This is a genomic window from Spirillospora sp. NBC_01491 (genome assembly GCF_036227065.1).
GTDB classification, from domain to species: domain Bacteria; phylum Actinomycetota; class Actinomycetes; order Streptosporangiales; family Streptosporangiaceae; genus Spirillospora; species Spirillospora xylanilytica.
In genome coordinates, this window is the sequence record NZ_CP109432.1 from 3,129,464 (window position 1) to 3,155,693 (window position 26,230).

Below are 26,230 nucleotides of genomic sequence, written 5' to 3' on the forward strand. Positions count from 1 at the left end.
ACGTCCCGCACGCCGCGCGGGAGCGCCGGGTTCCCCTCGGGGCGGGCGTCGGGGGATTGAGCGTCGGTGAGAGTCACGGGCGGGCCCCGTCGGGCAGTCGTTCGACGATCGTTCCCGTTCCGAGCCCGCCGCCACAGCACATCGTGATCAGTCCGTAGCGACCGCCGGTGCGCTCGAGTTCGTAGAGCGCCTTGGTGATCAGGATGGTCCCGGTCGCGCCGAGCGGGTGGCCGAGGGCGATCGCGCCACCGTTGACGTTCACCCGGTCCATATCCGCGCCGTACTCCTTCGCCCACGCGCAGGCGACCGAGGCGAACGCCTCGTTGATCTCGATGACGTCGATGTCGGACAGCGAGAGCCCGGTCCGGGCCAGGATCTTCGCGGTCGCCGGAATCGGCCCGGTGAGCATGAGGACGGGATCGGAGCCGACCAGGACCGAGTCGAGGACGCGCGCCCGCGGGCGGAGCCCGAGAAGGTCGGCCTTCTCTCTGCTCATCAGCAGCACCGCACTGGCCCCGTCGGAGACCTGCGACGAGTTGCCGGCGGTGTGGAAGCTCGGCGGCACCCGGTCGGGCTGGTTGAGCCTCAGCCCGGCGAGGCCCTCGAGCGTCGTCGGCCGAAGGCCCTCATCGCGCGTGATCGTCTTCGTTCCGACGATCACGCCGTTCTCGTCGACGACCGGAGCGTCGACAGGGACGATCTGGCTGCCGAAGCGGTCCTGGTCCCAGGCGAGCGCGGCCCGGTCCTGGGAGTTCTTCGCGAACTCGTCGAGCGCCCCGCGGCTCAACCGCCACTGCTCGGCGATACGGTCGGCCGCCTCGAACTGGATCGTCGGTTCGTAGACCTCGGCGTACCTACCGCCCCGAGGGTTGCCGTACGGCCCGCCCGGCGGCATGGTGCTGCCCAGCGGGATCTGGCTCATCGCCTCGACACCGCAGGCGATCGCGACGTCTGCGAGGCCGCCCGCGATCATGGCCTGCGCCACCAGGTGGGCCTCCTGCGACGAACCGCACTGGGCGTTCACCGTCACCGCCGGCACCTCCAGCGGAAGGCCGGCGGTGAGCCACGCGTTGCGCGTGACGTTGGCGGCCTGCATGCCGAGTTGCAGGACACATCCTCCGACGACGTGGTCGACCTCGGCGCCGGTGAGGCCGCATCGCTCAAGAAGCCCGGCGAGGACGTCGCCGAGCAGTTCGTTCGAGTGCTTGGGGGCCAGGCCGCCGTTGCGCTTGCCGACAGGAGATCGGACCGCATCGACGATGACGACTTCGCGCATGTGAACTCATTTCTCCGTAATCCGCGAGCATACTACCACGTAGGTTGTTTTCGTCACCGTCGGTGGGCCGACCACCCGCCGGTCGCAGCACCAAGATCTCGGCGTCCTTGTCCCGATCGCCTTCTTCCGGCCGTTCCGCACCGATAGATTCCGATCATGAGCTGGGACGGCGACGGGGTACTGGCGGGCCGGTACCGGAATATCGGTCAGATCGGTCAGGGCGGCATGGGTTCGGTGTGGCGCGCCCATGACATCGACCTCGACCGCGAGGTCGCCGTCAAGGAGCTCCGGGTGCCCGAACAGGCCACCGACCAGGAGCGGCGCGTCTGGTACGCCCGGATGGAACGCGAGGCCCGCGCCGCCGCCCGCCTGAGGCACACCGGCATCGTCACCGTCTATGACCGGGTGATGGGCGACGACGGCCGTCCCTGGATCGTCATGGAGCTGGTCCGCGGCCGTTCCCTCGAACAACTACTGGCCGAGCAGAAGGCACTTCCCCAGAGCCAGGTCGCCGCGATCGGGCTCGCGATGCTGGACGCCCTCTCGGCCGCCCACGCGCAGGGCGTCGTCCACCGCGATGTCAAACCCGCCAACGTGCTCCTCGAAGGCGACCGGGTCCTCCTCACCGACTTCGGCATCGCCGCGCTGGAGGGCGACGTCACCATCACCCGTTCGGGCATGGTGCTGGGCACGCCCGCCTACATGTCCCCCGAACAAGTGGAGGGCAAGGCCGTCACCCCCGCCTCGGATCTGTGGTCCCTGGCCGCCACCCTGTACGGGGCGGTCGAGGGCCGCCGTCCGTTCGACGGGCCCAGCCATGGAGCCGTCTTCGTCGCGATCGCCACCCAGCAGCCGCCCCCGCCCCAGTGCGGCGGCCCGCTGGCGCAGGTCCTGAACGGCCTGCTGCGCAAGGACCCGAACGAACGGCTCTCCCCCGCCCAGGTCCGCGACCTGCTCAACGCCGCCCTGGCTCCCACCTCCGAGACCACGGCCGACGTCGGACCGCCCATCCCTCACCGGCCGCCCCGCACCGCGTTCCTCCACCCGCCCATCAGCGACATCCCGCTCCGGCGCCACCGAACAGCCCTCGTCAGAGTCGCCCTCCTGTGCACCGCGCTCGCTGTCCTGACCTTCCTGGCCGGTCCATGGAGGGGGACCAGCGGGGAGCCTCCCATCGAGCTGTATGCAGACGAAACGATCCTTACGCTGCTGCCCGTGGTCGTGGCGTTCATCCTCATGTGCGGGCTTTGGTTCCTGCCGCACAGACCGACGCTCGTCCTCGCCCTGGTGTTCGCGATCCTCGGCGGCCTTCACGTGGAAACCCTCATCGTGTACTGGCGGTCCGACGACATCCCGGTCATCGAGCCCAACCTCGGATTCGAGATCTCCTGGGTGCTGAGCACGCTGGCGTTCTTGTTCGCCTTCACCGCGGTGAACTCGTCGCTCGCCGGACGGGTGACGGCCCCGCCCGTCCGCCATGCCCTGCTCGCCATGGCCGTGCCCGTCGAAGGCCTGGTGGCCCTGCTCTGGGTCGTGCCCATCTACGAGATGGCAGGGTCGGGCCTGGACCTGGACTCGGACGACAATGCCCCCCTCCTCGCCCCTCTCATGCTCCTGGGCCTGATCTGGCTCGGCACCCAGCCGTTCATCTGGTCGAGCAAGGTCAGGGCCGAGTTCTCCCGCCGCTGAACAAGGAACCGCCCCTCGGGTTCGGCACATCTCCAGACCTCGGCACCCGGATCGAACGGTCAGCCTGACCAACGCATCACGGTCGGTGTGCCGGGTTGGTGGAGGTCCACTCGCGCGGGTCGCGACTGAGGAACTCGGCGAGGCGGGTCGGGGAGTCCGCTCCGTGGCCGGCCGACACTGCGGCATCGATGACCTCCTTGGCCGCCCGGGTGACGGCCGAGGAGACCTCGGCCTCCTCAAGTGCGTGGACGATGTGATTCAGGCTCGCGGCGACCGAGGTCAGCGAGGACGACCCTTCCCCGGAGAAGCCGCCGGCGTCGATCTCGGTCGCGAGTGCGGGAAGCAGGTCGGCGACAAGCTGTGCCATCTGCTGGGCGTGGGGCGCCAGCGCGGTGGCCGGCACGTGCTGCCGCGCCGCGAGCGCGAAGGAGTGCATCAACCCGGTGATCGAGCTCCAGAACAGGTTGAGCAGGGCGACGTCGAAGCTCGCCGCCCTCCCAGGGTCGGTACCGAGATGGACAGCCGTGCCGCCCAGTGCCGCCAACGTCTGCTGGTGGCGGTCGAAGAGATCGGCCGGTCCGCTGTAGAGGATGCGGGTCGCCTCCGTGCCGATGGCCGCCGCCGGAGTCATGATCGAGCCGTCGAGGTAGGCCACGCCGAGACTCTCAGCCCGGGTGGCCAGCTCGCGGGTGCGCCCCGGGCCTTCGGAGGTGAGGTTGACCAGTGTGGTGGCCGGCAGTTCGTGATGATCTGATTCGGCGAGTGCCCGGTCAAGGATGGCGTCGATGGCGTCGGCGTCGATGACGCATACGATGGCCACTTCACTCGCATCGAGCGCGGCCAGCGGGCCGTCTGCCCAGGTGGCGCCGCTGGCGAGAAGTTCGTCGGCCTTGCCGGCAGTCCGGTTCCACACCGTGGTCGGGTGGCCGGCGGCAAGGAACGCCGCGGCCATGGCGCGTCCCATCGGTCCCAGACCGATCACTGTCACCGGCGGTGCTGTGGTCTCCTGGCCCATGGTGGTGTTCTCCCGTCGTTCGGGGACGTCGGCGTCCCGATCGTGCCCGTTACGCTAGAGGTTGACGTTGACGTGAAGGTCAAGCTCGAAAGGCGATGAGGCATGCAGATCGGTGCGCTCGCAGACCGCGCCGGGGTGAGCACTCGCGCGTTGCGCTACTACGAGGAAAAGGGCCTGCTGCGTCCTGAACGGACGGCCGGCGGATACCGCCTCTACACCGATGAGCACGCCGAGGTGGTCCGCCGCATCCGGATCCTTCTCGCGGCAGGTCTCAACACCGACATGGTCGGAGAGATCCTGCCCTGCATGGTCGATGACGGCGAGTTCCTCGCGCCCGGATGCGACGACCTCATCGCCGAGTTCGTACGGGAGCGACAGCGCATCGACGACCAGATCGCCGAACTCCATGATGTGCGCTCCGCCCTCACGGGAATCATCAGCGCCGGCGAGGCCGCCTCAACGGGCTGTTGACCCTGCTGCGCCGGAGCATCGAGTACGTCGACGGCGAGACGAAGCGTCCGCGACCTTGTCACACTCACGACGCGTCGCGTTCTTACGTTCAGGGTCGGCGAACCAGGCGTCAACGCGCTTCACCGTGGCTGCTGGATGTGTCCTGATGCGAGCGAGTGGATCGGGCGACGGTCAGTTCGCATCGCCCGTCCATGCAAGCGCGCCGCAACCGGCCCATGGAGATGGTCTGCATCAGCCCGATCGCCCAGCAGGCCGGACACCCGCGTAGCGCGAGCAGGCCGATCGGTGCGAGCAGGAGGCTGCCGAGTCCGAGCACCGGCAGCAGCGCGAACGAACCGATCAAGGCCCCGAGTCCCACCGCCCCGCGTAGCAGGTGCCGGGGAAGTGACGTGCTCGCATAGCCCTGCTTGTCAGTCATCGGCGTCTCCTGGGACCAAGGGTGTGCCCTGCAGCGTGCGGTTGACCGACGCGCGAGCGCGATGCAGCCGGGATTTCATCGCGGGGAGGCTGAGGCCGAGTGCGTCGGCGACCATCCGCCCGCTGTATCCCTGAATGTCGCGCATGATCAGTACGTGTCGCTGGTCGGCGGGCAGAGTGGCGATCGCCGCCGCGACTCGACCCGCGTCCAGGCGTTGCAGGACCTCGTCCTCGGCCGAGATCACGCCGGCGTCAGGGACCGGTTCATGGTGCAGCGGTCTCAGTCGCGCCCGCCGCAGACACTCGTTGCGGACGATGCGGAACATCCACGATGCCAGCGCACCGGAGGCCCGCAGCGTCCCGATCTTGCGATACAAGATGATCAACGCCTCCTGCGCGGCGTCTTCGGCGTCTTCCGGCGAGGCGCACAGTGAGCGGGCGAATCTGCGCACATGCGGGTGCGAGCCGGACACCAACGCGGCGATCGACTCGAGGTCACCGCCCTGCGCGGCGGCGATCAGCCGCTCACCGGGCCAGGTCCCCTCAGCCACGCGAGCGACCCCGCCGACGCAGCACGGTGATACTGCACGCGCAGACGAGCACTGTCACACCGATCACGACGGCACCAACGATCATGACAACCTCCTGGTCGTGTCCCGACGCTGTTGTCGGCACACCTATGAGAGGAACGAACCGGTTCAAAGGATTCACCCCACGGGGTGCCGGCTCGGCCACTTCATCGACGGCAGGCCCGTCGAGGATCTCCTCGACGCCGGCTTCGCCTGGCGGGAGGGCTGGGAGTACCGCCTCGCCTGATGTCCGGAAGATGTCGGGCGTCGGCGCTACCTTGCTCCGCATGCCCCAGAACGAAGATCTTCTCGTCATTCCCGACGATTGGCGCGCCACCCTCCATCCACGTCGCGGCGGGACGCCGGGCCCCCCGCTCGACCTCGTCCCGGACGCCGTCTCCACCGTTCGGCAGTGGGTGAAGGAGAGCCGCGACGAGATCGACCACCTGCTCGAGAGCCGGGAGAGCCGAAGAGACCTGGTCGGATCCGCCCGCGCTCATCTGGGGGGCGAGGCGAACCCGCAGGGCGCGGGTGTGCTCGCGGCCGTCATCGCCGCGGAGTGGCCGCTCCGGGACGACTACGAGCACGACGAGGAACCGTTCGCCGTCATCGCGGACGCGTGGATCGCCGAGCACGGCCTGGTCTTCGCCGCCGCGGCCACGGTCGAGCTCAGCGGCGTCTTCGTCGACGGTTACAAATGGAAGGAGCGGAGGGACTGGCGTCATCTCCGCGTCCGCCGCCTGGACAAACAGGACCCCGGATACAACCATGGCCTGAGGTGCATCGAACTGGTCGCGGCCCGCGTTCGCGCCTTTCTCGCGGTCGCCGCCGAGCCGGATCACCAGCGGGTCGTCGAGGCGCTGGGCGGGCTCCGCCATGACGGTATGCGACGCTTGGCCGCCGCGTACCTGGTGCCGACGCAGACCGCGTGGGTCGACGAACTCTGCGCCACCATGGCCGATAAGCAACCGCATACGTGGATGATGGTGCTGCGCACGATAGGGTCGGCCGACCATCTCGCCACGCTGCGCGCCGGTCACAGCGGGTGGTACTGGATCCACGGCCGTCCGGGCGTGCTCCCCACGGTCGTCGAGGGCGTCGGTCCGGCACTGGCCTCGACGCTGGCCACCGTCGCCGATGAGGAGACCGAGACCGGGCGCGACCCGTACGAGTTGCTGCGGGCGCTCGGTGTGTTGGCGACCGATGAGGCGTTCCGGCTTCTGGTGGACCGCCTTGACCGGCCGCAGGCGCAAAGGGCCGTGATCGAGACGGCCCGCCGCTTTCCCGAGCGGGCGCTGCGGCTGCTCGGTGAGGCGGCCGTGTCGGGTCCCGCGCCGATCTCCTCCTACGCCGTCCGGCTGCTGCGCGACCATGTGGCGGCCCGCGCCGACGTCGCCGTTCTGCCGCGTCTGCCCGCCGAGGTCCGCAAGGTCGTCGAGTCGATCGACGAGCTGGCGGCCGGATGGGCGCCGGCGGCCCCGGCGGAGTCCCTGCCACGGCTGCTGGTCGAGCCGCCGTGGACGCGCGAGCGTCCCACGTTCAAGCGGGTGACCGTCAAGGGGCTCCAACCGCTGACCACCGGGGTGCCGGGAGAATCGGAGGGACGGGCGGCGGCCCGTGCCCTCATTCCCATCGCGTTGGGGAAGACCGGGCCGCAGCGGTTCAAGGCGGAGGCCGCCCTTCGGCGTATCGCCGCGGCCGAAGGCGACGAGGGAATCCTCGAAGTAGCCGGGGAGTACGGCGCCAAGGCCGCGAAGGCGGCCAGGGCGTTGCTCGCCGCCGATCCCCTGGACGACCTTCCGGCCGTGATGCCCCGGCGGCCGGTCTGGCAGGATCCGCACCTCCTCCCCCAGGTGCTCCTTCGGGAGAGCGGCCTGGCGCTTCCCCTCGAAGCGGTCGACCACATCGTCTCCATGCTCGCCGTCTCCACGCCGGACAAGCCGTACGCGGGCATCGACGTCGTCAAGGAGATCTGCGACCCCGCCTGCCTCGCCCCGCTCGCCTGGCGGCTGTTCGAGTTGTCGGGCCGGCGCGCGCGGGCCTACGCCTGGGAGGGCGACAACTGGGTGCTGACGGCCTTGGGGTTGTTCGGCGACGATGAGACGGTGCGCAAGCTCACGCCGGTGATCCAGGCATGGCCGGGCGACGGCGGGCACCACCGGGCGGTCAAGGGCCTGGACGTCCTGCTCGCGATCGGCACCGATGTGGCGCTGATGCACCTCCACGGCCTGGCCACCAAGGTCAAGTACAAGGGACTGAGGAAGAAGGCGCAGGAGCGGATCGACTCGCTGGCCGAAGACCTCGGGCTGAGCCCCGACCAGCTCGGCGACCGGCTCGTTCCCGACTTCGGGCTCGACGAGAGCGGCGGGATGCTCCTCGACTACGGGCCGCGCGGCTTCACGGCGGGCTTCGACGAGCAACTCCGGCCGTACGTCATCGACGACACCGGCAGGAGGCGCGCGAGCCTTCCCAAGCCGGGCGTCCGCGACGACCAGGAGCTGGCCCCGGCCGCCCACCGGCGGTTCGCCGCCCTGAAGAAGGACGTCCGGACCGTGGCCGGCGAGCAGCTCCGGCGCTTCGAACGGGCCATGGTCACGCAGCGCCGGTGGACCGCCGAGGAGTTCCGGACTCTGATCGTCGAGCATCCGCTGGTGCGGCACGTCGCCCGGCGGCTGGTGTGGATCACCGAGGACGGCCGCGCGTTCCGCATCGCCGAGGACCGGACGTTCGCCGACCTCCAGGACGACGCGTTGGCGCTGACCGGGCCGGCCCGGGTGGGGGTGGCCCATCCGCTCCAGTTGTCCGGCAGCCTGAAGGCATGGGCCGAGGTGTTCGACGACTACGAGACCACCCAGCCCTTCCCGCAGCTCAGGCGCCCCACGTACGCGCTGACCGAGGAGGAGCGCGCGGGCACCGAGCTGGAACGCTTCCACGGCGTCACCGTGCCGGTCGGCAGGGTGGTCGGCATGGAACGGCGCGGCTGGCAGCGGGGCAGCGCCGAGGACAACGGCATCCAGGTCGAGATTCTCCGGGAACTGCCCGGTGGCCGAGCCGCCGTCATCACCGTCGATCCGGGCATCCCCGCCGGTGACATCAACTACTGGCCCGAACAGCGCATCGACCGTGTCCGGCTCGACCGGGACGCCCGCCTCGGCCAGCGGGCCGAGCCCAGCCCCCTGCCGTTCTCCGAGCTGGACGCGATCACCGCCTCCGAGGTCCTCGCCGACGTCGTCGCGCTGACGACCGCCTGACCATCCCGGAGGCTCTTCCCTGGGAGCCCTGCAATCCAGATGTTCATAACATTTGGATTTTGGGAGTATCCTCATGCCCGAGGTACTAGGAAAGGGGGCGGCGATGGTCCGGCTGACCCGGGCGCAGCAGCAGGTGCGCACTCGGACGTCCGTGCTGGCGGCGGCGAGGGAGGAGTTCACCGAGCACGGCTACGCCTTGGCCAAGGTGGATCGGATCGCCGAGCGGGCCGAGCTGACCCGCGGGGCGGTGTACTCGAACTTCCCGAGCAAGCGCGCACTGTATCTGGCGGTGCTGATCGACATGATCGAGGACGCCGCCACCGGCGGGCCTCCGGAGGCGCCGATGTCGCCGGCCGATGCGCTCGGGGTGTTCGCCCGGTCCTGGCTCGAACGGCTGCCCTTGGTCGGCGACACGGCTTCGGGAGGGCGCCTGCAACTGCGCTCGCTGGTCGGCCTCCTCGATGACGGGCACGGGCGCGCAGTGCTGGCGCAGGTGGCCCGGCTGGAGGCGTTGCTGCTCGCCCTCGCACTGGAGTCGTGCGCACTGGCTCCCAGGGTGCCGACCCGGCGCGTGCGGCTGGCCGAGCTGGTGCTGACGCTGCTGGACGGTTCGGGGCATCTGGCCGAGACCGCACCGGGATTCGGTGACCCCTTCGACGTGGCGCGCGCATGCGGGCATCTGGCCGCGCTCGACCTCGCCGACACCTGGGCGCCGCCGCACCTGCCCCACGTCGCCCCGGCGCGGCCGTGCGAGGACGCCTGGGATCCGCCGGCGGGACTCGCGGACCGGCTCAGCGGGGATCGGGTCGACCTCGGCGCCGACGGGCTGATCGCGGTGCTGGGGGCCGGCCGTCTCGCCGCCGCCGAGGAGGCCGTCCGTTCCGCCCGGCCCGGCGAGCAGGTGACGGTGGTCGCCGTCACGAGCGATCCCGCCGAGACCGGCCGCCTCGTCCGGCTGAGGATCACCGACCTCACCGGCTGCCTGCGGCGGGTGTTCGCCCCCGAGGTCTGGCGGCGCGTCCGGCTGGTCCTCGATGAGGAGGGTCTGGCGGCGTCGGCGATCGGCCTGACGGACCCGCACGATGAGACGGAGGCCGCTGTGCGCGTCCAGGACGGCCGGATCGTCGCCCGAGCCGACGGGCGAGGCGCCGCCCACGCGGCATCGACCGCCGGCGCTTCGAGCGGCGCGCGGTCGAAAGGCGCACAGGCGAGCGGCGAACAGTCGAGAGGCAGGACATGACCCGGCCCGAGCCTCCCGCGACCGGCACCGACCTGCTGGTGCTCCATGCCCTGCGCTGCGGCGGCCACGCCGGGCCCGCCCGCGTGGCCGCGGCCACGGGTCTCGGTGAGTCCGACGCCGAGTCCGAGCTGATCGATCTCGCGGTCGCCGGTCTCGTCACGCATTCGGGCGGCGGCTTCGGCGGGTGGGGGCTGACGGACGCCGGCCGCGCCGCCGCCGCCGAGCGGATCACCGGCGAGCTGGAATCGGCCGGTGCCCGCGTCGCCCTGAGGGCGGCGTTCGACGGCTTTCTCGTGCTCAACCCGGAACTGCTCGACCTCTGCGCGGCATGGCAGCTCCGATCCGTCGACGGTGTCATGACCGCCAACGACCACGGCGATCCGTCCTACGACGCCCGCGTCCTCGCCCGGTTCGCCGAGTTCGACCAGCGTGCCGCCGTCGTCTGCGCCGAGCTGTCGGCGGCGTTGCCCCGCTTCGGCCGCTACCGGGCCCGCCTCGCTGAAGCCCGCCAGCGCGCCGCCTCCGGCGCGCTGGAGTACGTGACCGACAGCACCGCGTCATACCACACCGTGTGGGCCGAGCTTCACGAAGACCTGCTCGCCACACTCGGGATCCCCCGGTGAGGTGGATTCGGCCGCTCTCCGCGCAGGTCGACGAGGCGGCGGAGCTGCTGGGCGGCAAGGCGCACGGCCTCGTGGTCCTGCACCGTCTCGGGTTGCGGGTGCCCGCCGGGTTCGTCGTCACCACGGAGGCATGCCGCGCGTTCCTGCGTGACGGGCGGCTTCCGGACGGGCTGGGCGACGAGCTCGCGACGGCCGTCACCGACCTCGAAGCCTCCACCGGACGCCGCTTCGGCGGATCACGGGCGCCGCTGGCGGTGTCCGTCCGCTCCGGGGCCGGCGTCTCGATGCCCGGCATGATGAACACGATCCTCAACCTCGGCCTCACGACCGCGGCCACAGCCGGGCTGGCGGCGGAGACGGGCGACCCGCGCTTCGCGCTGGACTCGCGGCTGCGGCTCCTGTCCGGCTTCGCCGCGGCGATCACGAACCTGGACGCGGACGGCGTGGAAGCCGTCCTCGGCGGAGCCCCCGGGCGGGGAACCGGCGACGAGGAGGCCGACCTCACCGGCGCGATCGGAGCGGTCGAGGACCTCATCCGGCGACGACGCGGCCGGCCGATCCCGGACGACGCGGCCCGGCAACTGGAGCTGGCCGTCAGGACCGTGCTCTCGTCCTGGGACACACCGCGCGCACGCACCTACCGCGACCTGCATGACGTCCCGCACGACCTCGGCACCGCCGCGATCGTGCAGACGATGGTGTTCGGGAACCGCGATGACCGCAGCGGCACCGGAGTCGCGTTCAGCCGCGACCCCAACACCGGCGAGAACGTCGCGTTCGGCGAGGTCATGTTCGGACGCCAGGGCGAGGACGTCGTCTCCGGCAGAGCGCTGACCCGTCCCCTGCGCGAACTCGCCGACCGGGAGCCGGCGGTGTGGACCGGCCTCCTCGATGCCCTGAACCGGATCGAGGGGCACTACCGCGATGCGTGCTACGTCGAGTTCACCTTCCAGTCCGGCGAGCTGTGGATCCTCCAGGTCCGGCCCGGCCGGTTCGTCGGAGGTGCCGCCGTCCGCGTCGCGGCCGACCTCGCCGACGAGCGCGTGATCGGACGCCGCGAGGCGCTGCTCAGGGTCTCACCGGGGCATCTCCGGCACGTCCGCACACCCCGGATGGCGACGACCGAGAGGACCGACATCCTGGCCCGGGGGCTGGGCGCCTGTCCCGGTGTCGCGGCCGGCAGGGTGGCGACCACGGCCGACGGGGCCGTGCGCATGGCCGCGGACGGCCCGGTCATCCTGGTACGCCCGGAGACCTCCCCGCACGACCTGCGCGGCCTGGCCGCCGCCGCCGGGATCGTCACCGCCCGCGGCGGGCCGGCCAGCCATGCCGCGGTCGTCGCACGATCGATGGCGAAACCCGCCGTCGTGGGGGTCGCCGGCCTCACCGTCGACGTCGCCGGCGGGTCGGTGGGAGCCGGTGGGCGCACCATCGGCGAGGGCACCCTCGTCACCATCGACGGGACCAGCGGCGAAGTCGCCCTCGGCAGCCCCCGTACCGTCACGACCACGGCCGCCGCCCACCTGCACCGGCTGCTCGGATGGGCCGACGACGTATCGGGCGACCACTCCGAACGCGATGAGGTCCAACGCCTCAGCGCCGCCCACGCCGTACTCCGTCACGGCTAGAGCGCGCCGGCGCTCACGGCCGCGCGCCTCCCTCCTCCGGGCCCCCGTTCCCGCAGGTCGAGTCACGTGCCGGCGGCCGGGGGCCACTGCGGCGTTCCGGTTGCCTGGCGACTCTCACTCAGACACTATTGTTCTTGATTCGGGAGGTGGCCTTGAGGCCCTTGCAGACGTCTGATCCGTCGTTGATCGGGCAGTATCGGACGCTCGCCGAGCTGGGGCGCGGCGGCATGGGACGGGTGCTGCTGGGCGGCGGTCCGGACGGGCGGCTGGTCGCGGTCAAGCTGGTCGGCGAGGAGTTCGCCGACGACCAGCGGTTCCGGGTGCGGTTCCGCCGGGAGGTGAGTGCCTCGCGGAAGGTCGCCGGCGCCTACACCGCCGCGGTGATCGATGCCGACCCGGACGCGCCGACGCCGTGGCTGGCCTCGGTCTACGTGCCCGGACCGTCGCTGCGCGAGGCGATCGGCGCCGCGGGCGTGCTGGCGGAGGAACCGGCGCTGCGCCTGACGGCCGGACTGGCCTCGGCGCTGGTCGAGGTGCACCGGGCCGGGCTGATCCACCGGGACCTCAAGCCCTCCAACGTGCTGCTCACCGACGACGGCCTCCGGGTGATCGACTTCGGGATCGCGCGGGCGGGCGAGACCGAGGAGGGCACCCAGGTCACCCGGACCGGCGCCCTGGTCGGCACGCCCGGCTTCATGTCGCCGGAACAGGCGCTGGGGCGGCCTCTGACCCCCGCCAGCGACGTCTTCTCTCTGGGCTCGGTGGTCGTGTGCGCCTGCCTCGGGCGCGGCCCCTTCAACGCGGGCAGCACGCCGAAGACCCTGCACAACGTGATCAACGCGGCGCCCGCCCTCGACGCGCTGCCCCGCCGGGTCCGCGACGTCGTGGCGGCCTGCCTCGCCAAGGACCCGGCCGACCGGCCGACGCCCGAGCGGGTGCTGGAGGCCGTCGGCGAGCTGGTCCCGGCGAGCCGTCCCTGGCCGGTCGCGGTGCACGACCTCATCACGGCCCAGCACGCCGAGGTCGACCGGCTCCTGTCCGGCCCGCAGCACGGTGGCCCCGGGCCCGGCGACATGGCGACCGTCGCCAACACGATGACGGACCCGGTCGCACCCCCCGCGCCGTCACGCAGACGCGTCCTCCAGTTGGCGGGCGGCGGTGCCCTCCTCGGGATGGCCGCGATCGGCGGCGCGGTCGCGTGGACGGCGCAGGGCGAAGACCCTCCCGCGAAGAAACGCGGCCGTGCCGCGACGGTCAGGAAGCCGGTCGCCGAACTGTCCGGCCACGCGGGCACGGTGGCCACCGTACGGTTCACCCCGATCGGGGACCTGCTGGCCACCACCTGCGACGACGGCAAACTGCGGCTGTGGGACGTGGCGTCCCGCCGGCTCTCCGGCGAACCGATCACCGTGTCCTCCAAATCCTTCCGTTCGGCGGTGTTCGACCGGGTGGGGGACCAGGTGGCGACCGCGTCCGAGGACGGCGTCAAGCTGTGGGACGTCAAGACCCGCCGGCAGGTCGGCAAGACCCTCACCGTCCGTCTCATGGAGGTCATCGACTCCCCCGGCCCGGTGTTCGACGTGGCCTACAGCCCGGACGGGAAGACGCTGGGGGCCATGGGCACGAGCATCATGCAGCTCTGGGAGGCCGACTCCGGCAAGCCGATCGGCCGGCTGAACTTCGGCAGCCCCAGGCTGCTGGCCCCGGTGGCGTTCAGCGGGGACGGGCGGAGCCTGGCCGTCCCGAACGACCAGCATGTCGAGGTCTGGGACGTGGCCTCGCACAAGGCGGTGGGCCAGTCCCTGCTCGGCCACACCGCGGCTCTCGCCTGCGTGGTGTTCAGCCCGGACGGCCGGACGCTGGCCACCGGCGGCTGGGACACGACCGTGCGGCTGTGGGACGTGCCGGAACGCCGTCCCATCGGCCAGCCCCTGCGCGGCCACTCGCACGTGATCCAGGGCCTGGCGTTCAGCTCGGACGGCCGGACGCTGGCCAGCGCCAGCAACGACGGCACCGTGCGACTGTGGGACGTGGCCGCGCAGAAGCCGCTCGGGCAGCCGATCAGCGGCACCGCCAAGAGCTACACCGGCGTGGCGTTCGGCCGGGAGGACCGGATGCTGGCCACCGGGGGCGCGAAGGCCGCGTGGCTGTGGGACATCTCCGACCTCATCCGACGGTGAGTTGCGCCAACCGTCCATCGGGCCCGCGCGGGAAGGGATGGCCATGCGGCAGTTGACCGGGTCCGATCCAGTCCGGGTCGGGCGCTACCGGATGCTGGCCGAGCTCGGCCGGGGCGGCATGGGCCGGGTGCTGCTGGGGTCCGCGCCCGACGGGCGGCTGGTCGCGGTCAAGCTGGTGCACGCCCGGCTCGTCGACGTCCCCGGGTTCCGGGACCGGTTCCGCGCCGAGGTGACCGCCACCCGCACGGTCTCCGGCGCGTACACGGCCCCGGTGATCGACGCGGACGCGGACGCGCAGACCCCCTGGCTGGCGTCGGTGTGCGTGCCCGGCCCGTCGCTGAGCGAGGCGGTCCGGGCGGCCGGCCCGCTGCCGGAGCAATCGGTGCTGCGCCTGGCGGCGGGGCTGGCCGCCGCGCTGCTGGAGATCCACCGGGCCGGGCTGGTGCACCGCGACCTCAAGCCGTCCAACGTGCTGCTGGCCGCCGACGGCCCGAAGGTCATCGACTTCGGGGTCGCGCGGGCCGTCGAGGGCGACGAGGGCGACCGGCCCCAGGGCGGCCTGCTCGCCGGCACGCCCGGGTTCATGTCGCCCGAGCAGGCCGAGGACCTGCCGCCGACGCAGGCCGGCGACGTCTTCTCGCTGGGGTCGGTGCTGGCCATGGCCGCCACCGGCCGGGGCCTGTTCGACGGCCCCGGGGTGCCGCAGACCCTCTACAACGTCGTGCACCTCGACCCCGACCTGACCGGGGTCCCGGACCGGCTGCGCCCGATCATCCTCGCCTGCCTGGCCAAGGACCCGGGCGAGCGGCCCGCGCCCGGCCGGCTGCTGTCGATGATCGGGCAGGTCGCCCCGGCCGTCCGGCCCTGGCCGCCCGCGGTGCACCGGCTGATCGACGAACGGCGGACCGAGATCGCCCGGCTGCTCGGCGCCCCGGCGCCCACGGTCGCCCCGGCGTCCGGGCCCGGCATCGCGAGGTACCGGGGCCGGCTGGTGGCGGGCGGCGGCGCGCTGGCGGGATGCGCGGTGCTGGCCGCCGTCCTGGCCTGGGCGCCGTGGTCGGGTTCGTCCGCACGTACCGCCCCGTCCGCGTCCCGGTCCGCCGCCCCACCGGTGAGCTGGCCGCTGCGCGGGCACACGGCCTCCGTCAAGGACGTGGCTTTCACCCCGGACGGCCGGACGCTGGTCACCGCGAGCGACGACGCGACGGTGCGGCGGTGGGACGTGGCGGGCCGCGCACAGCTCGGGAAGCCCGTCCGCCACCCCGACGGGGTCAACGCGGTGGCGGTCGGCGCCGACGGCACCGTGCTGTACACCGGGGGCGACGACGGCTTCATGCGGATCTGGCGGTTGCCGGGCGGCGGACGGTCGAACGGGTTCGAGACCGGGCTCGGTCCGCTCACCGACATGGCGCTCAGCCCCGACGGCCGCGTCCTGGCCACCAGCAACGGGAACCAGTACGTGCGGCTGTGGGACCTGGACGACGGGAAGGTCGGGCCGGCCCTGGAGACCCGGGCCGGCAACGTGGAGGCCCTGGCGTTCGCCCCGGACAGCCGCACCCTGGCCGTCGGCACGACCGGCACCGAGCGCAACCTCGACACCGGCAACAGCGAGGGCGTCGCGCAACTGTGGAACGTCTACGACAAGCGGAAGCTCGGCGCGGACATGACCGGGTTCGACTCCTGGGTCGAGGGCGTGGCGTTCAGCCCGGACGGGCGGACCCTGGCCGCGGGCGGCGGTGAGCTCACCCGGCTGTGGAACGTGTCCGACCACCGGCAGATCGGCGCGCCCTTCCCGTGCCGCGGCCGGTGCTACACCATGGCGTTCGGCCCGGACGGCCGCACGCTGGCCGCCGGGAGCAGCGGCGGCGAGGCACGGCTGTGGAACCTGGCCGATCGCCGGCAGATCGGCCCGGACCTGACCGGCCATACCGGCGTCATCCTCAGCCTGAAGTTCAGTCCGGACGGCCGCACCCTGGCCACCGGCAGCTCCGACGGCACCGTCCGCCTGTGGCCCGTCCCCGCCTCCCGCTAGGGCCTGCGGGCCGTCCGTCCCGGAACGTCGGCGGGCCCGTCCGGGGCATCCGGGTGGGGGCGCCCGGGACGCCCGTCCCCGCGCCCCCACCCGGAGCTCTCACAACTGGGTCGTGACCGCCTTGACCTCGGTGTAGGCGTTGAGGGCCTCGTGGCCCATCTCGCGTCCCCAGCCGGACTGCTTGTAGCCGCCGAACGGCAGGGCCGCGTCGAAGACGTTGTAGCAGTTGATCCAGACCGTGCCGGCGCGGATCTTCTTGGCCAGCGCGTGCGCCTTGGAGATGTCCTTGGTCCAGATGCCCGCGCCCAGGCCGTACTCGGTGGCGTTGGCCGCGGCAGCGATCTCGTCCAGGTCCTGGAAGGGCGCGGCGACCACGACCGGTCCGAAGATCTCTTCACGCACGATCCGCATATCGGCGCCGGCGCCGGTGAGCACGGTCGGCTCGACGAAGTAGCCGCGGTCGCCGTGCCGGCCGCCGCCGACGACGGTGGTCGCGCCGTCCGCGCGCCCCGATTCCAGGTAGCCGGTGACCCGCCGGAGCTGCTCGTCGGAGACCAGCGGCCCCATCTGCGTATCGGCGTCCATGCCCGGACCGAGCTTGATGGACCTGGCGATCTCGGCCACCCCCTCGACGACCTCGTCGAACCTGCTCTGGTGCACGAAGAGGCGCGAGCCCGCCACGCAGCACTGCCCGTGGTTGAAGAAGATGGCGTTCGCCGCGCCCGCGATCGCGCCGGGTTCGGCGTCCTCGAACACGATGTTGGGGCTCTTCCCGCCCAGTTCCAGCGTCAGCTTCTTGAGGTTGCCCGCGGCGGCCTGCACGATCAGGCGGCCGACCTCGGTGGAGCCGGTGAAGGCGACCTTGTCGACCCCCGGATGGGCGGCCAGCCGCGCTCCGGCGGTCTCGCCGTACCCGGGCACGACGTTGACCACCCCTTCCGGCACGCCCGCTTCGGCGATCAGCTCGGCCAGCCGCAGCGCGCTCAGCGGGGTCTGCTCGGCCGGCTTGAGGACGACGCAGTTGCCGGTCGCCAGCGCGGGGCCGAGCTTCCAGGCCGCCATCAGCAGCGGGAAGTTCCACGGGATGATCTGGCCGACCACGCCCACCGGCTCGCGCAGCGTGTAGGAGTGGAAGTTGGCGCCGGGCATGAACGGCACCGAGATGTCGATGGTGTTGCCTTCGATCTTGGTCGCCCAGCCGGCCATGTAGTGGAACAGGTCCGCCGCCAGCGGCACGTCGGCGGCCCTGGCGACCGCGTACGGCTTGCCGTTGTCGAGCGATTCCAGCTGGGCCAGTTCGTCGGCGTGCTGGAGGACCAGGTCGCCGATCCGCCAGATCAGCCGGCCGCGTTCGGAGGGCGTCAGCCGCGACCAGGGCCCCTCCTCGAAGGCTCGGCGGGCCGCGTCGACCGCCCTGTCGATGTCGGTCGCGTCGCCCTCCGCCACCTGTGCGAGCGTCTCGCCCGTCGCCGGGTCCGGCGTGGCGAACGTCTTCCCCGACGCCGCTTCCACCCACTGCCCGTCGATGAACATTCGCAGCGGGTCGGTCACGAAGGCGGTGACCCTGTCGTCCACTGTCGCCGTCGACATAGCGCATCCCCAATCCGGGCCGTCCGGCCGCGACCACGCGGCCCGTCGAACAGGCGTCCGAGATCTCCGGACACCGCTACGGAGCTTGGCAGCCCCAATGAGACGTCCGAATCCCGTTGAGCGCAACCCCCGGTGACCGCCCGGCTCCCGTCCCGAAGCCGCGCCCGCGAGCACCTGCTCGGCGTGACCTACGGTTTCGCCAGCGGGATGATGAGCACGGTCATCCCCAGGGAGGCGCGCGCGGTCTATTACTCCAAGGGCGGCGCGGACATGAAGGACCGCATCACCAAGACCGCCAAGCTCGGGTACGACATCGGGACGTCGAACGCCTACGAGCCCGATGGCGAGATGATCGTGACCTGCGTCAAGACCCGGCTGGCGCATGCGGGGGTGCGGCACCTGCTGCCGAAGTCCCCGTACTGGTCGAAGGTCGCCGACGAGGAGATCCCGATCAGCCAGCGGGACATGATGGTCACCTGGCACAGCCTGCCCACGACCGTCATACGGAACCTGGTCGAGTGGAAGGTGCCGATCCCCGCCGCCGAGTCCGAGGGCTTCCTGCACTCGTGGCAGGTGGCCGCGCACATGCTCGGCATCGAGGACGAGTACATCCCCAAGTCGTGGGACGAGGCCGGCGCCCAGGCCGACCAGGTCCTGACCCCGGTGCTGGGCCCGACGCCCGAGGGCGGCAAGCTGGCCGACATCCTCCTCAACCTCGGCTCCGCGTCCCGGGCCCGGAGTCCGGCGGATTCCGGGCCGGGGCACCGCCGCACCGCGGGCGCCGCCTTCAGCGGTGAGCCTCCCGGGCGTGGTTCGGCGACAGGGCGGGCTGTGACCGGACGTGGTGGCGGCCGATGGGGAGCATCAGGGGGCGCCCGGAGACGGGGTCTTCGATGATGCGGCTCTCGAGGTCGAAGACGGTGCGGACGCTCTCCTCGGTGAGGACCTCGGCCGGGGTGCCCCAGGTGTGGAGGCCGCCGTCGGCGAGCGCGATGAGGTGGTCGGCGTAGCGGGCGGCGAGGTTGAGGTCGTGCAGGACCATCACGATGGTGGTGCCGCGGGTGCGGTTCAGGTCCGTCAGCAGGTCCAGGACGTCGATCTGGTGGCTGGCGTCGAGGAAGGTGGTCGGCTCGTCGAGAAGGAGCAGGTCGGTCTGCTGGGCCAGCGCCATGGCGATCCAGACCCGCTGGCGCTGTCCCCCCGACAGCTCGTCGACGGCGCGGTCGGCGAGTCCCGTGGTCTGCGTCGCCTCCAGGGCGGCGGCGACCGCGGCGTCGTCCTTGGTGGTCCAGCGGGAGAAGACGCCCTGATGGGGGTGGCGTCCGCGGCAGACGAGGTCGAGGACGGTGATGCCCTCGGGCGCGACCGGCGACTGGGGCAGCAGGCCGAGCGTGCGGGCCAGTTCCTTGGCGGGCATGCGGTGCACCTCCCTGCCGTCCAGGACGACACGGCCCTCCCGGGGGGAGAGCAGCCGGGACAGCGAGCGCAGGAGCGTCGACTTCCCGCAGGCGTTCGCGCCGACGATGACCGTGATCTCGCCGGGCGGCACGACCAGGTCGAGGGACTCGATGACGGCGCGGTCGCCGTAGCCGAGCGTGAGGCTCTCGGCCACCAGGGAGTGGGACGTGGTCACAGTGAGCCTCCGGCCCGATGGGTGCGGACGATCAGGAAGACGAGGTACGGCGCTCCGAGAACACCGGTGACGACGCCGACCGGGTAGCGGACGTCGAACGCGAACTGCCCGGCGAAGTCGGCGACCAGGACCATGAGGGCGCCGACGAGCCCGGACGGCACGAGCAGGGAGCCGCCCACGCCGACGAGCCGGGCCGCGATGGGGCCGGACAGGAACGCCACGAACGCGATCGGCCCGGCCGCCGCCGTGGCGAAGGCGATCAGGCCGACGGCGGCGACGATGACCGCGATGCGGGTGCGTTCGACGCGGACCCCGAGTGCGGCGGCGGTGTCGTCGCCGAGCTGCATCGCCGACAGGTCGCGCGCCAGGGACAGCAGGACGGGGGTGAGGACGGCCACCGCGACGAGGGCGGGCAGCGCCTGCTTCCAGGTCGTGCCGTTGAGGCTGCCGGTCAGCCAGCGCGTGGCCTCCTGGAGATCCCACTCGGCGGCCTGGGACAGGACGTAGGAGGTGACGCTGTCGAGGATCGCGGAGATCCCGATGCCGATCAGGATGAGCCGCGTGCCGGCGACGCCGTCCCGGAACGCCAGGGTGTACATCAGCAGGGCCACGCCGAGGGCGGAGACGATCGCGAAGACCGACACCGCGGTCCCGCCGAGCGAGAGCGACACGATCGCGATGGCCGCCGCGGCGCTCGCCCCCGAGCTGATGCCGATGATGTCGGGGCTGGCCAGCGGGTTGCGGAGCATCGTCTGGAAGGTGACGCCGGCCAGGCCGAAGGCGAATCCCGCGGTCACGGCGAGAACCGCGCGCGGCAGCCGGAGCCCCCCGACCGTGAAGGACGCTCCCGGCACCTGCTCGCCGAGGACGACGCGGACCACGTCGCGCGGCGGGTAGAACGTCTGCCCGACCATCAGCGTCACGGCGAACCCGGCGACGACGAGCACCGCCAGCGTCGCGACCACGGCACGGCGCCGGTGGGCGCGCCGGCGGCGACCGCGGGCGACGGCCTGGACGAGGGACGCCCGGGCGGGGGCGGGGGCGCTCACAGCTCACGCACCTTCTGGCGGCGGACGATGTGGATGAAGAACGGGGCGCCGATCAGTGCCGTCACGATGCCCACCTCGATGTCGGCGGGCCGGGCCACCACGCGGCCGACGACGTCCGCGGCGGTGAGCAGCGACGCGCCGACCAGGGCGGAGAACGGCAGCATCCAGCGGTGGTCCACGCCGACGAGCAGGCGGCACGCGTGCGGGACGACGAGTCCGACGAAGCCGATCGGCCCGGCGACGGCCGTCGACGCACCGCACAGCACGACGGCGCCGAGGGCGGCCGTGCCGCGGATGAGGGCGACGCGCTCCCCGAGTCCGGCGGCGAGCTCGTCGCCGAGGGCCAGCGAGTTCAGCGCGCGGGCGCACAGCAGGCACACGGCGAACCCTGCGGCGAGGAACGGCAGGACCTGACCGATGCGCTCGTAGGACGCGCCGCCGACCCCGCCGATCTGCCAGAGCCGGAAGCTCCCGGCGATGTCGTTGCGGGGCAGGACGACGGCGCTGACAAGGGACGCGGAGGCCGCCGACGTGGCGGCACCGGCGAGCGCGACCTTGAGGGGGGTGGCTCCGCCGCGCCCGAGGGATCCGACGGTGTACACGAACACGGCCGAGAGGGCGGCCCCCGCCATCGCGATCCAGATGTACCCGGTGGGCGAGGTGAGCCCGAAGAACGCGACGGCGGTGACGACGGAGAGCGAGGCGCCCATGTTGACGCCCAGGATTCCCGGATCGGCCAGCGGGTTGCGGGTCACGCCCTGCATGACGCCGCCGGAGAGGCCGAGCGCGGCGCCGATGAGCACCGCGAGCAGGGTGCGGGGGATCCGCTTGGCGACCGCGGCCTGCTCGATGGAGTCGTCCGCGCCGCCGAGCGCCGCCCAGACGTCGGACCAGGCGACGTCCCGCGAGCCCAGGGCGACGGAGGCCGCCATCAGCACGGCCAGGGCCAGGACGGCGACGAGCAGCCACAGGATCCGGATGCGCGCCGGACGCCGCACGAGGGCGGCGTCCGGCGGGCGGTCGGTGTCGGCCGTCGTCACTTGACCTTGTCCGCGGCCTCGGCGAGCGCCTTGACGTAGTCCTCCAGCACCCAGGAGATCGACAGGGGCGTCGGGTTCGCGGCGGTGCTCAGCGGCTTGCCGTCGGGCAGCAGGTACACCGAGCCGCGCTTGACCGCGGGGATCTTCGACAGCAGCGGGTCGGTGCCGAGCTTGCCGAGCAGCTCGCCCTTCCCGTCGCCGTATCCGGTGATGATGTCGACGTCGGAGAACATGTCGACCTGCTCCGCGCTCCGGCTCAGGAGGAACTTGTCGGTGCCCCTGGACGCCTCGGCGATGCTGCCCGGGATCGTCAGCCCGAGGTCCTCGAAGAAGAGGGTGCGGGTGTCGTGCGTGGTGTAAAAGCCAATCTGGCTCACGTCGTTGGGGTCGACGTGCGTCATGAACATCGCCGACTTGCCCTTGAGCTGCGGGTACTTCGCGACGACCTGCTTGATGTCGCCATCGATCCCGCCGATGAGCCGGTTCCCCTCGGCGGCCAGCCCGATGGCCTTGCTGTTCATCCGGATGATCTCGCGCCACGGGGTGGCCCAGGGGGCGTCCGGGTAGGCCACCACGGGGGCGATCTTGCTCAGCGTCTCGTAGTCCTGCTCGGTCAGGCCCGAGTAGGTGGCCAGGATCACGTCCGGCCTGGTGTCGGCGACGGCCTCGAAGTCGACGCCGTCGGTCTCGTCGAACAGGACGGGCGTCTTGGCGTTGAGCTCCTTCAGGCGCTTCTCCACCCAGGGCAGGACCCCGTCGCCGTTGTCGTCGCCGAAGTTCGCGGCGGCCATGCCGACCGGGACGACGCCGAGGGCGAGCGGCACTTCGTGGTTGGCCCAATTGACCGTGGCCACCCGCTTCGGCTTCGCCCGGATGGTGGTCGTCCCCAGCGCGTGCTTGATCGTCATGGGGAAGGCGGCCGAGCCGCCGCCCGTGCTCACCCGCTCGCTCTCCGGCGAGCTGCCGCAGGCCACGACGCTGCCCAGCAGGACGGCCAGGACGGCCAGGACGCGAAGGCTGTGTGGACGTTTCAATCCGTGCTCCACTTTCAGGAATCCGCCGGTGCCGGCCCTCGCACGTCCGGATCGCGGTGGGCGTCCGTAGAGCGGTACGCCGTACGGCCGCAACGCAAAATTAGTTAGGTAAGGCTTGCCTTGGCCAGCACTTTAGGAGGTAGGTCCGAGTTGTGGCAATCAAGCCTTCGGGACACCCGATATCGAGATCGGGACACCGAGGCCGGGCGCCGCCCGCGGACTCAGCGCGCCCGGAACGCCCCCGGGGTCAGCCCGGTCGTCCGCCGGAAGGCCGCGCTGAACGCGCTCGCCGACCGGTAGCCGACCTCCTCGGCCACGACCTCGATCCCCCGGCCCCGACCGAGCAGCTCGATCGCATGCTGGGCGCGCACCGCCGCGACCCACCGCCCGAAGCTGGTGCCCGTCTCCGCGTTGAAGGCACGGGTGATCGTGCGGTCGCTCACGGCCAGCCGGGACGCCCAGTCCACCAGCGTCCGCTGATCGCCGGGATCGCTCCGGACCGCGTCGACGATCGGGCGCAGCAGGTCGGAGACGGGCAGGTGCACGAGCAGTTCGCGCGCGGAGGGCGTGAGCACGTCGAGCACCATCGCCCCGGTCACCGCCCGCGAGCCGGCGGACAGCCCGGTGTCGGCGAGCCGCTCGAGCAGCAGCCGGAGCAGCGGGGTGATCTCGACCGCGACGGGCGCCTGGAGGATCGAGGGCATACCGCCGAATCCGAGGTAGTCGGCGTGGCACCGGGTACCGGCGATCGCCGAGCCGGAGTGCGGCGTGCCCGCGGGCATCCACAGGCCCAGGACGGGGGTGACCGTCCAGACCCGCCGCCCCACCACGGCCGTGGACACGCCCCGCTCGTTCCAGAGCAGTTCATGGAAGGGGTGGGAGTGCTCGTTCCAGACGGTGTCGCGGGAGATGGCCCCGCTCCAGCCCGCGATCGCGAACGGCGTCTCGACCGGCATCCGGGCCGTCCCCGCCGCGGAGGCGGGCGGCGTGCGGGTCTCCCCGGTCATGGGAGCACGCGGTCGGGCACGAGCGGCATGGCTCCTCATCCCGGTACTGCGGAGGCGGGCCGGACACCTCCAAGGTTAGGCTTACCTTATCTTCGGACGGTGCATCCTTCCGAGATCGGCTGTTCATCGTGCCGGGGATGAACGATGATCATTTCCAGATCATCCGAAGGTGATCGTTCGATTCGACGAGAGGCCCTTCGATGGCGATTCTCAGATCGGCGCACCGGCTTCCGCTGGCGATCGCCGCGGTCGGCGCCGTGGCACTCGGACTGCTCACGCCCGCCGCCGCCACCGCCGGCATCCGGTACGAACCCGGCGCGCCCGGACTCGGCGACCCCTACTTCCCCGACCTCGGCAACGGCGGATACGACGTCGGGCACTACTACCTGAAGACCGCCTACGACCCCGGTACCGACCGGCTCACCGGCACGACCACCATCACCGCCACGGCCACCCAGAACCTGTCCCGGTTCAACCTCGACCTGTACAAGATGAACGTGCGGTCGGTCCGCGTGAACGGTCACCCCGCCCCGTTCGCCCGCACCGGCGAACGCGAGCTGGAGATCACGCCGCGCGGCGGCCTGCGCAGGCAGAGCTCGTTCACGGTGGTCGTCCGGTACGACGGCGTGCCCGAGACGCTGGGCGGCCCGATCATCTTCGACCTGCCGTACGGGTTCCTGCACACCAGGGACGGCGCCACCATCTCCTCCGAGCCCAACGGCGCCTCCACCTGGTTCCCGGCCAACGACAACCCGCGCGACAAGGCGCTGTTCACGATCGAGACGACCGTGCCGCAGGGCCTCAAGGCGATCTCCAACGGCCGTCTGGTCGAGCAGTGGAACTCCGGCGGCAAGGACACCTTCCTGTGGCGGGAGGACCGGCCGATGGCCACCTACCTCGCGACCGCCTCGATCGGACGGTTCAACGTCTCCACGACCACGACCCGCACCGGCATCCAGCAGCTCGACGCGGTCGACCCGGAGGTGGCGTCGGACCCCGACTCCCTCTCCACTCCGGGCTGGACCACGCGGGCGACCGACGAACTGGCCGGCTACTTCGGGCCCTACCCGTTCACCTCCACCGGCTCCATCATCGAGAACAACTTCGTCCCGCCGCTGAACCTCGACAACGCGATCGAGACCCAGACCCGTCCCACGTACCAGAAGCAGCCCATCGAAAAGGGCGTGGTCCATGAGATGAGCCACCAGTGGTTCGGCAACAGCGTCACCCCCGCGCGCTGGAAGGACGTCTGGCTGAACGAGGGCTACGCGCTCTGGACGGAGAAGTTCTGGGCCGAGAAGCACGGCGGCCAGTCCGCGCAGGACGCGTTCGGGGCGCTGTACGACAGCCCGCCGCCCATCCCGCCGGGACGGCCCGGCTTCTGGGACGTCCCGACCGCCGACCCGACCCGCGACCAGATGTTCCACCGCTCGGTCTACTTCCGCGGCGGGATGGCGCTCCAGCAGCTCCGGCACAAGATCGGTGACGAGCGGTTCCTGCTGCTCACCCGCACCTGGCTCGCGGAGAACGAGTACGGCAACGGCACCACCGAGGAGTACGAGGCGCTCGCGGAGAAGATCTCCGGGCAGGACCTCGGCCGGTTCTTCACCACGTGGATCCACTCGGCGGGCAAGCCCCCCGCCTGGTGATCACAGGCCGCCCGGCCGCCCGCTCCTGATCCGGCCGCTCGGCCTGGGCCGTGAACGCGACTACGCGCAGCAGCCTTCTCCGAGCGGCCGTCCTCACGGAGAGTTGTCCCTGGCCAGGTCATTGGCATAGCGTCGAATCAGGGCCGGTCATCGACGGCCGTGCCTCCAGACAGTGATCTCAACGGGGGAGGAGACCATGTTCGTACAGATCATCCAAGGCGGGCTCGCCGCAGACCGTGCCGAACTGAAGGAGGCCCTGGACCGCTGGGAGCGCGAACTGGAGTCCTCGGCCGAGGGGTGGCTCGGCACCACTGCGGGGGTGACGGACGACGGGACCTTCATCGGCATCGTCCGGTTCGCGTCCGTCGAGGCCGCGCGCCGCAACAGCGAGCGTCCAGAGCAGCACCGGTGGTGGACCGAGACCTCCAAGCTGTTCCGCGGCGAGGTCACCTTCCACGACTGCACCGACGTCGACCTCATGATGGACGGCGGCTCCGACGACGCCGGCTTCGTCCAGGTCATCCAGGGCCGCATCCGCGACCTCGAAGGGCTGCGCGCCTACCTGCGGGACATGGACGAACAGGCGCTGCGCGGGTTCCGGCCCGACATCATCGGCAGCATCACCGCCTACCACGCGGACGGCGGCTTCACCGAAGCCGCCTACTTCACCTCCGAGGCCGAGGCCAGGGAGGGCGAACGCAGCCAACCGCCGCAGGAGATGCGGGACGAGATGGACAAGATGATGGCCTTCTACGAGGGCGAGTGGACCTATCTCGACCTGCGCGAGCCCTGGCTGTCCTCGCCCTGAGCCGATTCCGGGCGGCGCGTCCGGTCTGA

General features: G+C 71.7%; 22 protein-coding genes. 11 read left to right on the forward strand and 11 right to left on the reverse strand.

Annotated features, from left to right (window positions below; translation table 11 throughout):
* Window positions 1-73: 73 nt before the first annotated feature.
* Entirely contained in the window at window positions 74-1,276 is a 1,203-nt protein-coding gene (locus OHA34_RS14510) for an acetyl-CoA C-acyltransferase (RefSeq protein ID WP_329521908.1), read from the reverse strand.
* 156 nt (window positions 1,277-1,432) lie between these two features.
* On the opposite strand from OHA34_RS14510, the gene OHA34_RS14515 reads away from it, so the two are divergent.
* On the forward strand, window positions 1,433-2,965 hold the full coding sequence (locus tag OHA34_RS14515) for a serine/threonine-protein kinase (RefSeq protein WP_329521909.1): 1,533 nt from the start codon (window positions 1,433-1,435) through the stop codon (window positions 2,963-2,965).
* Between the two features lie 76 nt (window positions 2,966-3,041).
* On the opposite strand, the gene OHA34_RS14520 is transcribed toward OHA34_RS14515, so the two are convergent.
* A complete protein-coding gene (locus tag OHA34_RS14520) occupies window positions 3,042-3,980 on the reverse strand; it encodes an NAD(P)-dependent oxidoreductase (protein ID WP_329521910.1) in 939 nt (312 codons plus the stop codon).
* Between the two features lie 102 nt (window positions 3,981-4,082).
* Here OHA34_RS14520 and OHA34_RS14525 point away from each other — a divergent pair, with 102 nt between their 5' ends.
* On the forward strand, window positions 4,083-4,451 hold the full coding sequence (locus OHA34_RS14525) for a MerR family transcriptional regulator (RefSeq protein ID WP_329521911.1): 369 nt from the start codon (window positions 4,083-4,085) through the stop codon (window positions 4,449-4,451).
* Window positions 4,452-4,560: 109 nt separating this feature from the next.
* Here the strand turns inward: OHA34_RS14525 and OHA34_RS14530 are convergent, their stop codons facing one another.
* Genes OHA34_RS14530 through OHA34_RS14540 form a run of 3 tightly spaced genes read right to left on the reverse strand, consistent with a single transcriptional unit; the run spans window position 4,561 to window position 5,726 of the window.
* On the reverse strand, window positions 4,561-4,869 hold the full coding sequence (locus OHA34_RS14530; RefSeq protein ID WP_329521912.1) for a hypothetical protein: 309 nt from the start codon (window positions 4,867-4,869) through the stop codon (window positions 4,561-4,563).
* Window positions 4,862-5,419, reverse strand: coding sequence for an RNA polymerase sigma factor (locus OHA34_RS14535; protein ID WP_285941555.1), 558 nt, complete (start codon window positions 5,417-5,419; stop codon window positions 4,862-4,864). Before OHA34_RS14535 ends, OHA34_RS14530 begins: the two co-directional genes overlap by 8 nt.
* Entirely contained in the window at window positions 5,412-5,726 is a 315-nt protein-coding gene (locus OHA34_RS14540) for a hypothetical protein (RefSeq protein WP_329521913.1), read from the reverse strand. Before OHA34_RS14540 ends, OHA34_RS14535 begins: the two co-directional genes overlap by 8 nt.
* On the opposite strand from OHA34_RS14540, the gene OHA34_RS14545 reads away from it, so the two are divergent.
* The 6 genes from OHA34_RS14545 to OHA34_RS14570 all read left to right on the forward strand — a co-directional run bounded on the left by OHA34_RS14545 (window position 5,725) and on the right by OHA34_RS14570 (window position 16,391).
* Window positions 5,725-8,688, forward strand: a complete 2,964-nt coding sequence (locus OHA34_RS14545) for a DUF4132 domain-containing protein (protein WP_329521914.1) — start codon at window positions 5,725-5,727, stop codon at window positions 8,686-8,688. The genes OHA34_RS14540 and OHA34_RS14545 overlap by 2 nt on opposite strands.
* A 73-nt stretch (window positions 8,689-8,761) precedes the next feature.
* Window positions 8,762-9,928: a TetR/AcrR family transcriptional regulator gene (locus tag OHA34_RS14550; protein WP_329521915.1), complete on the forward strand. Its 1,167-nt coding sequence runs from the start codon at window positions 8,762-8,764 to the stop codon at window positions 9,926-9,928.
* Window positions 9,925-10,551 (forward strand): transcriptional regulator, encoded by a 627-nt coding sequence (locus OHA34_RS14555; RefSeq protein ID WP_285941562.1) that lies wholly within the window; start codon window positions 9,925-9,927, stop codon window positions 10,549-10,551. The genes OHA34_RS14550 and OHA34_RS14555 overlap by 4 nt, the downstream gene beginning before the upstream one ends.
* Entirely contained in the window at window positions 10,548-12,179 is a 1,632-nt protein-coding gene (locus OHA34_RS14560; protein ID WP_329521916.1) for a pyruvate, phosphate dikinase, read from the forward strand. The genes OHA34_RS14555 and OHA34_RS14560 overlap by 4 nt, the downstream gene beginning before the upstream one ends.
* A gap of 182 nt (window positions 12,180-12,361) precedes the next feature.
* Window positions 12,362-14,359, forward strand: a complete 1,998-nt coding sequence (locus tag OHA34_RS14565) for a WD40 repeat domain-containing serine/threonine protein kinase (protein WP_329521917.1) — start codon at window positions 12,362-12,364, stop codon at window positions 14,357-14,359.
* 43 nt (window positions 14,360-14,402) lie between these two features.
* Window positions 14,403-16,391: a WD40 repeat domain-containing serine/threonine protein kinase gene (locus OHA34_RS14570; protein WP_329521918.1), complete on the forward strand. Its 1,989-nt coding sequence runs from the start codon at window positions 14,403-14,405 to the stop codon at window positions 16,389-16,391.
* Between the two features lie 99 nt (window positions 16,392-16,490).
* Here OHA34_RS14570 and OHA34_RS14575 read toward each other — a convergent pair whose 3' ends face one another.
* Window positions 16,491-17,981 (reverse strand): aldehyde dehydrogenase family protein, encoded by a 1,491-nt coding sequence (locus OHA34_RS14575; RefSeq protein ID WP_329521919.1) that lies wholly within the window; start codon window positions 17,979-17,981, stop codon window positions 16,491-16,493.
* A 132-nt stretch (window positions 17,982-18,113) separates the two neighbouring features.
* Between OHA34_RS14575 and OHA34_RS14580 the strand changes: the two genes are divergently transcribed.
* On the forward strand, window positions 18,114-18,878 hold the full coding sequence (locus OHA34_RS14580) for an oxygenase MpaB family protein (protein ID WP_329521920.1): 765 nt from the start codon (window positions 18,114-18,116) through the stop codon (window positions 18,876-18,878).
* On the opposite strand, the gene OHA34_RS14585 is transcribed toward OHA34_RS14580, so the two are convergent.
* The 5 genes from OHA34_RS14585 to OHA34_RS14605 all read right to left on the reverse strand — a co-directional run bounded on the left by OHA34_RS14585 (window position 18,769) and on the right by OHA34_RS14605 (window position 23,744).
* Complete coding sequence (locus tag OHA34_RS14585) at window positions 18,769-19,614, reverse strand: ABC transporter ATP-binding protein (RefSeq protein ID WP_285941573.1); 846 nt, start codon at window positions 19,612-19,614, stop codon at window positions 18,769-18,771. The two genes, OHA34_RS14580 and OHA34_RS14585, sit on opposite strands and share 110 nt — an antisense overlap.
* The gene (locus tag OHA34_RS14590; RefSeq protein WP_329521921.1) at window positions 19,611-20,663 is read right to left on the reverse strand and encodes a FecCD family ABC transporter permease; all 1,053 of its coding nucleotides are present in this window, start codon (window positions 20,661-20,663) and stop codon (window positions 19,611-19,613) included. The genes OHA34_RS14585 and OHA34_RS14590 overlap by 4 nt, the downstream gene beginning before the upstream one ends.
* Entirely contained in the window at window positions 20,660-21,703 is a 1,044-nt protein-coding gene (locus OHA34_RS14595; RefSeq protein ID WP_329521922.1) for a FecCD family ABC transporter permease, read from the reverse strand. The genes OHA34_RS14590 and OHA34_RS14595 overlap by 4 nt, the downstream gene beginning before the upstream one ends.
* Entirely contained in the window at window positions 21,700-22,737 is a 1,038-nt protein-coding gene (locus tag OHA34_RS14600; protein WP_329521923.1) for an iron-siderophore ABC transporter substrate-binding protein, read from the reverse strand. Before OHA34_RS14600 ends, OHA34_RS14595 begins: the two co-directional genes overlap by 4 nt.
* Window positions 22,738-22,958: 221 nt before the next feature.
* Complete coding sequence (locus OHA34_RS14605) at window positions 22,959-23,744, reverse strand: helix-turn-helix domain-containing protein (protein ID WP_285941580.1); 786 nt, start codon at window positions 23,742-23,744, stop codon at window positions 22,959-22,961.
* A gap of 200 nt (window positions 23,745-23,944) precedes the next feature.
* On the opposite strand from OHA34_RS14605, the gene OHA34_RS14610 reads away from it, so the two are divergent.
* Window positions 23,945-25,393, forward strand: a complete 1,449-nt coding sequence (locus OHA34_RS14610) for a M1 family metallopeptidase (RefSeq protein ID WP_329521924.1) — start codon at window positions 23,945-23,947, stop codon at window positions 25,391-25,393.
* Window positions 25,394-25,589: 196 nt separating this feature from the next.
* Window positions 25,590-26,201, forward strand: a complete 612-nt coding sequence (locus OHA34_RS14615; RefSeq protein WP_329521925.1) for a hypothetical protein — start codon at window positions 25,590-25,592, stop codon at window positions 26,199-26,201.
* Window positions 26,202-26,230 lie beyond the last annotated feature (29 nt).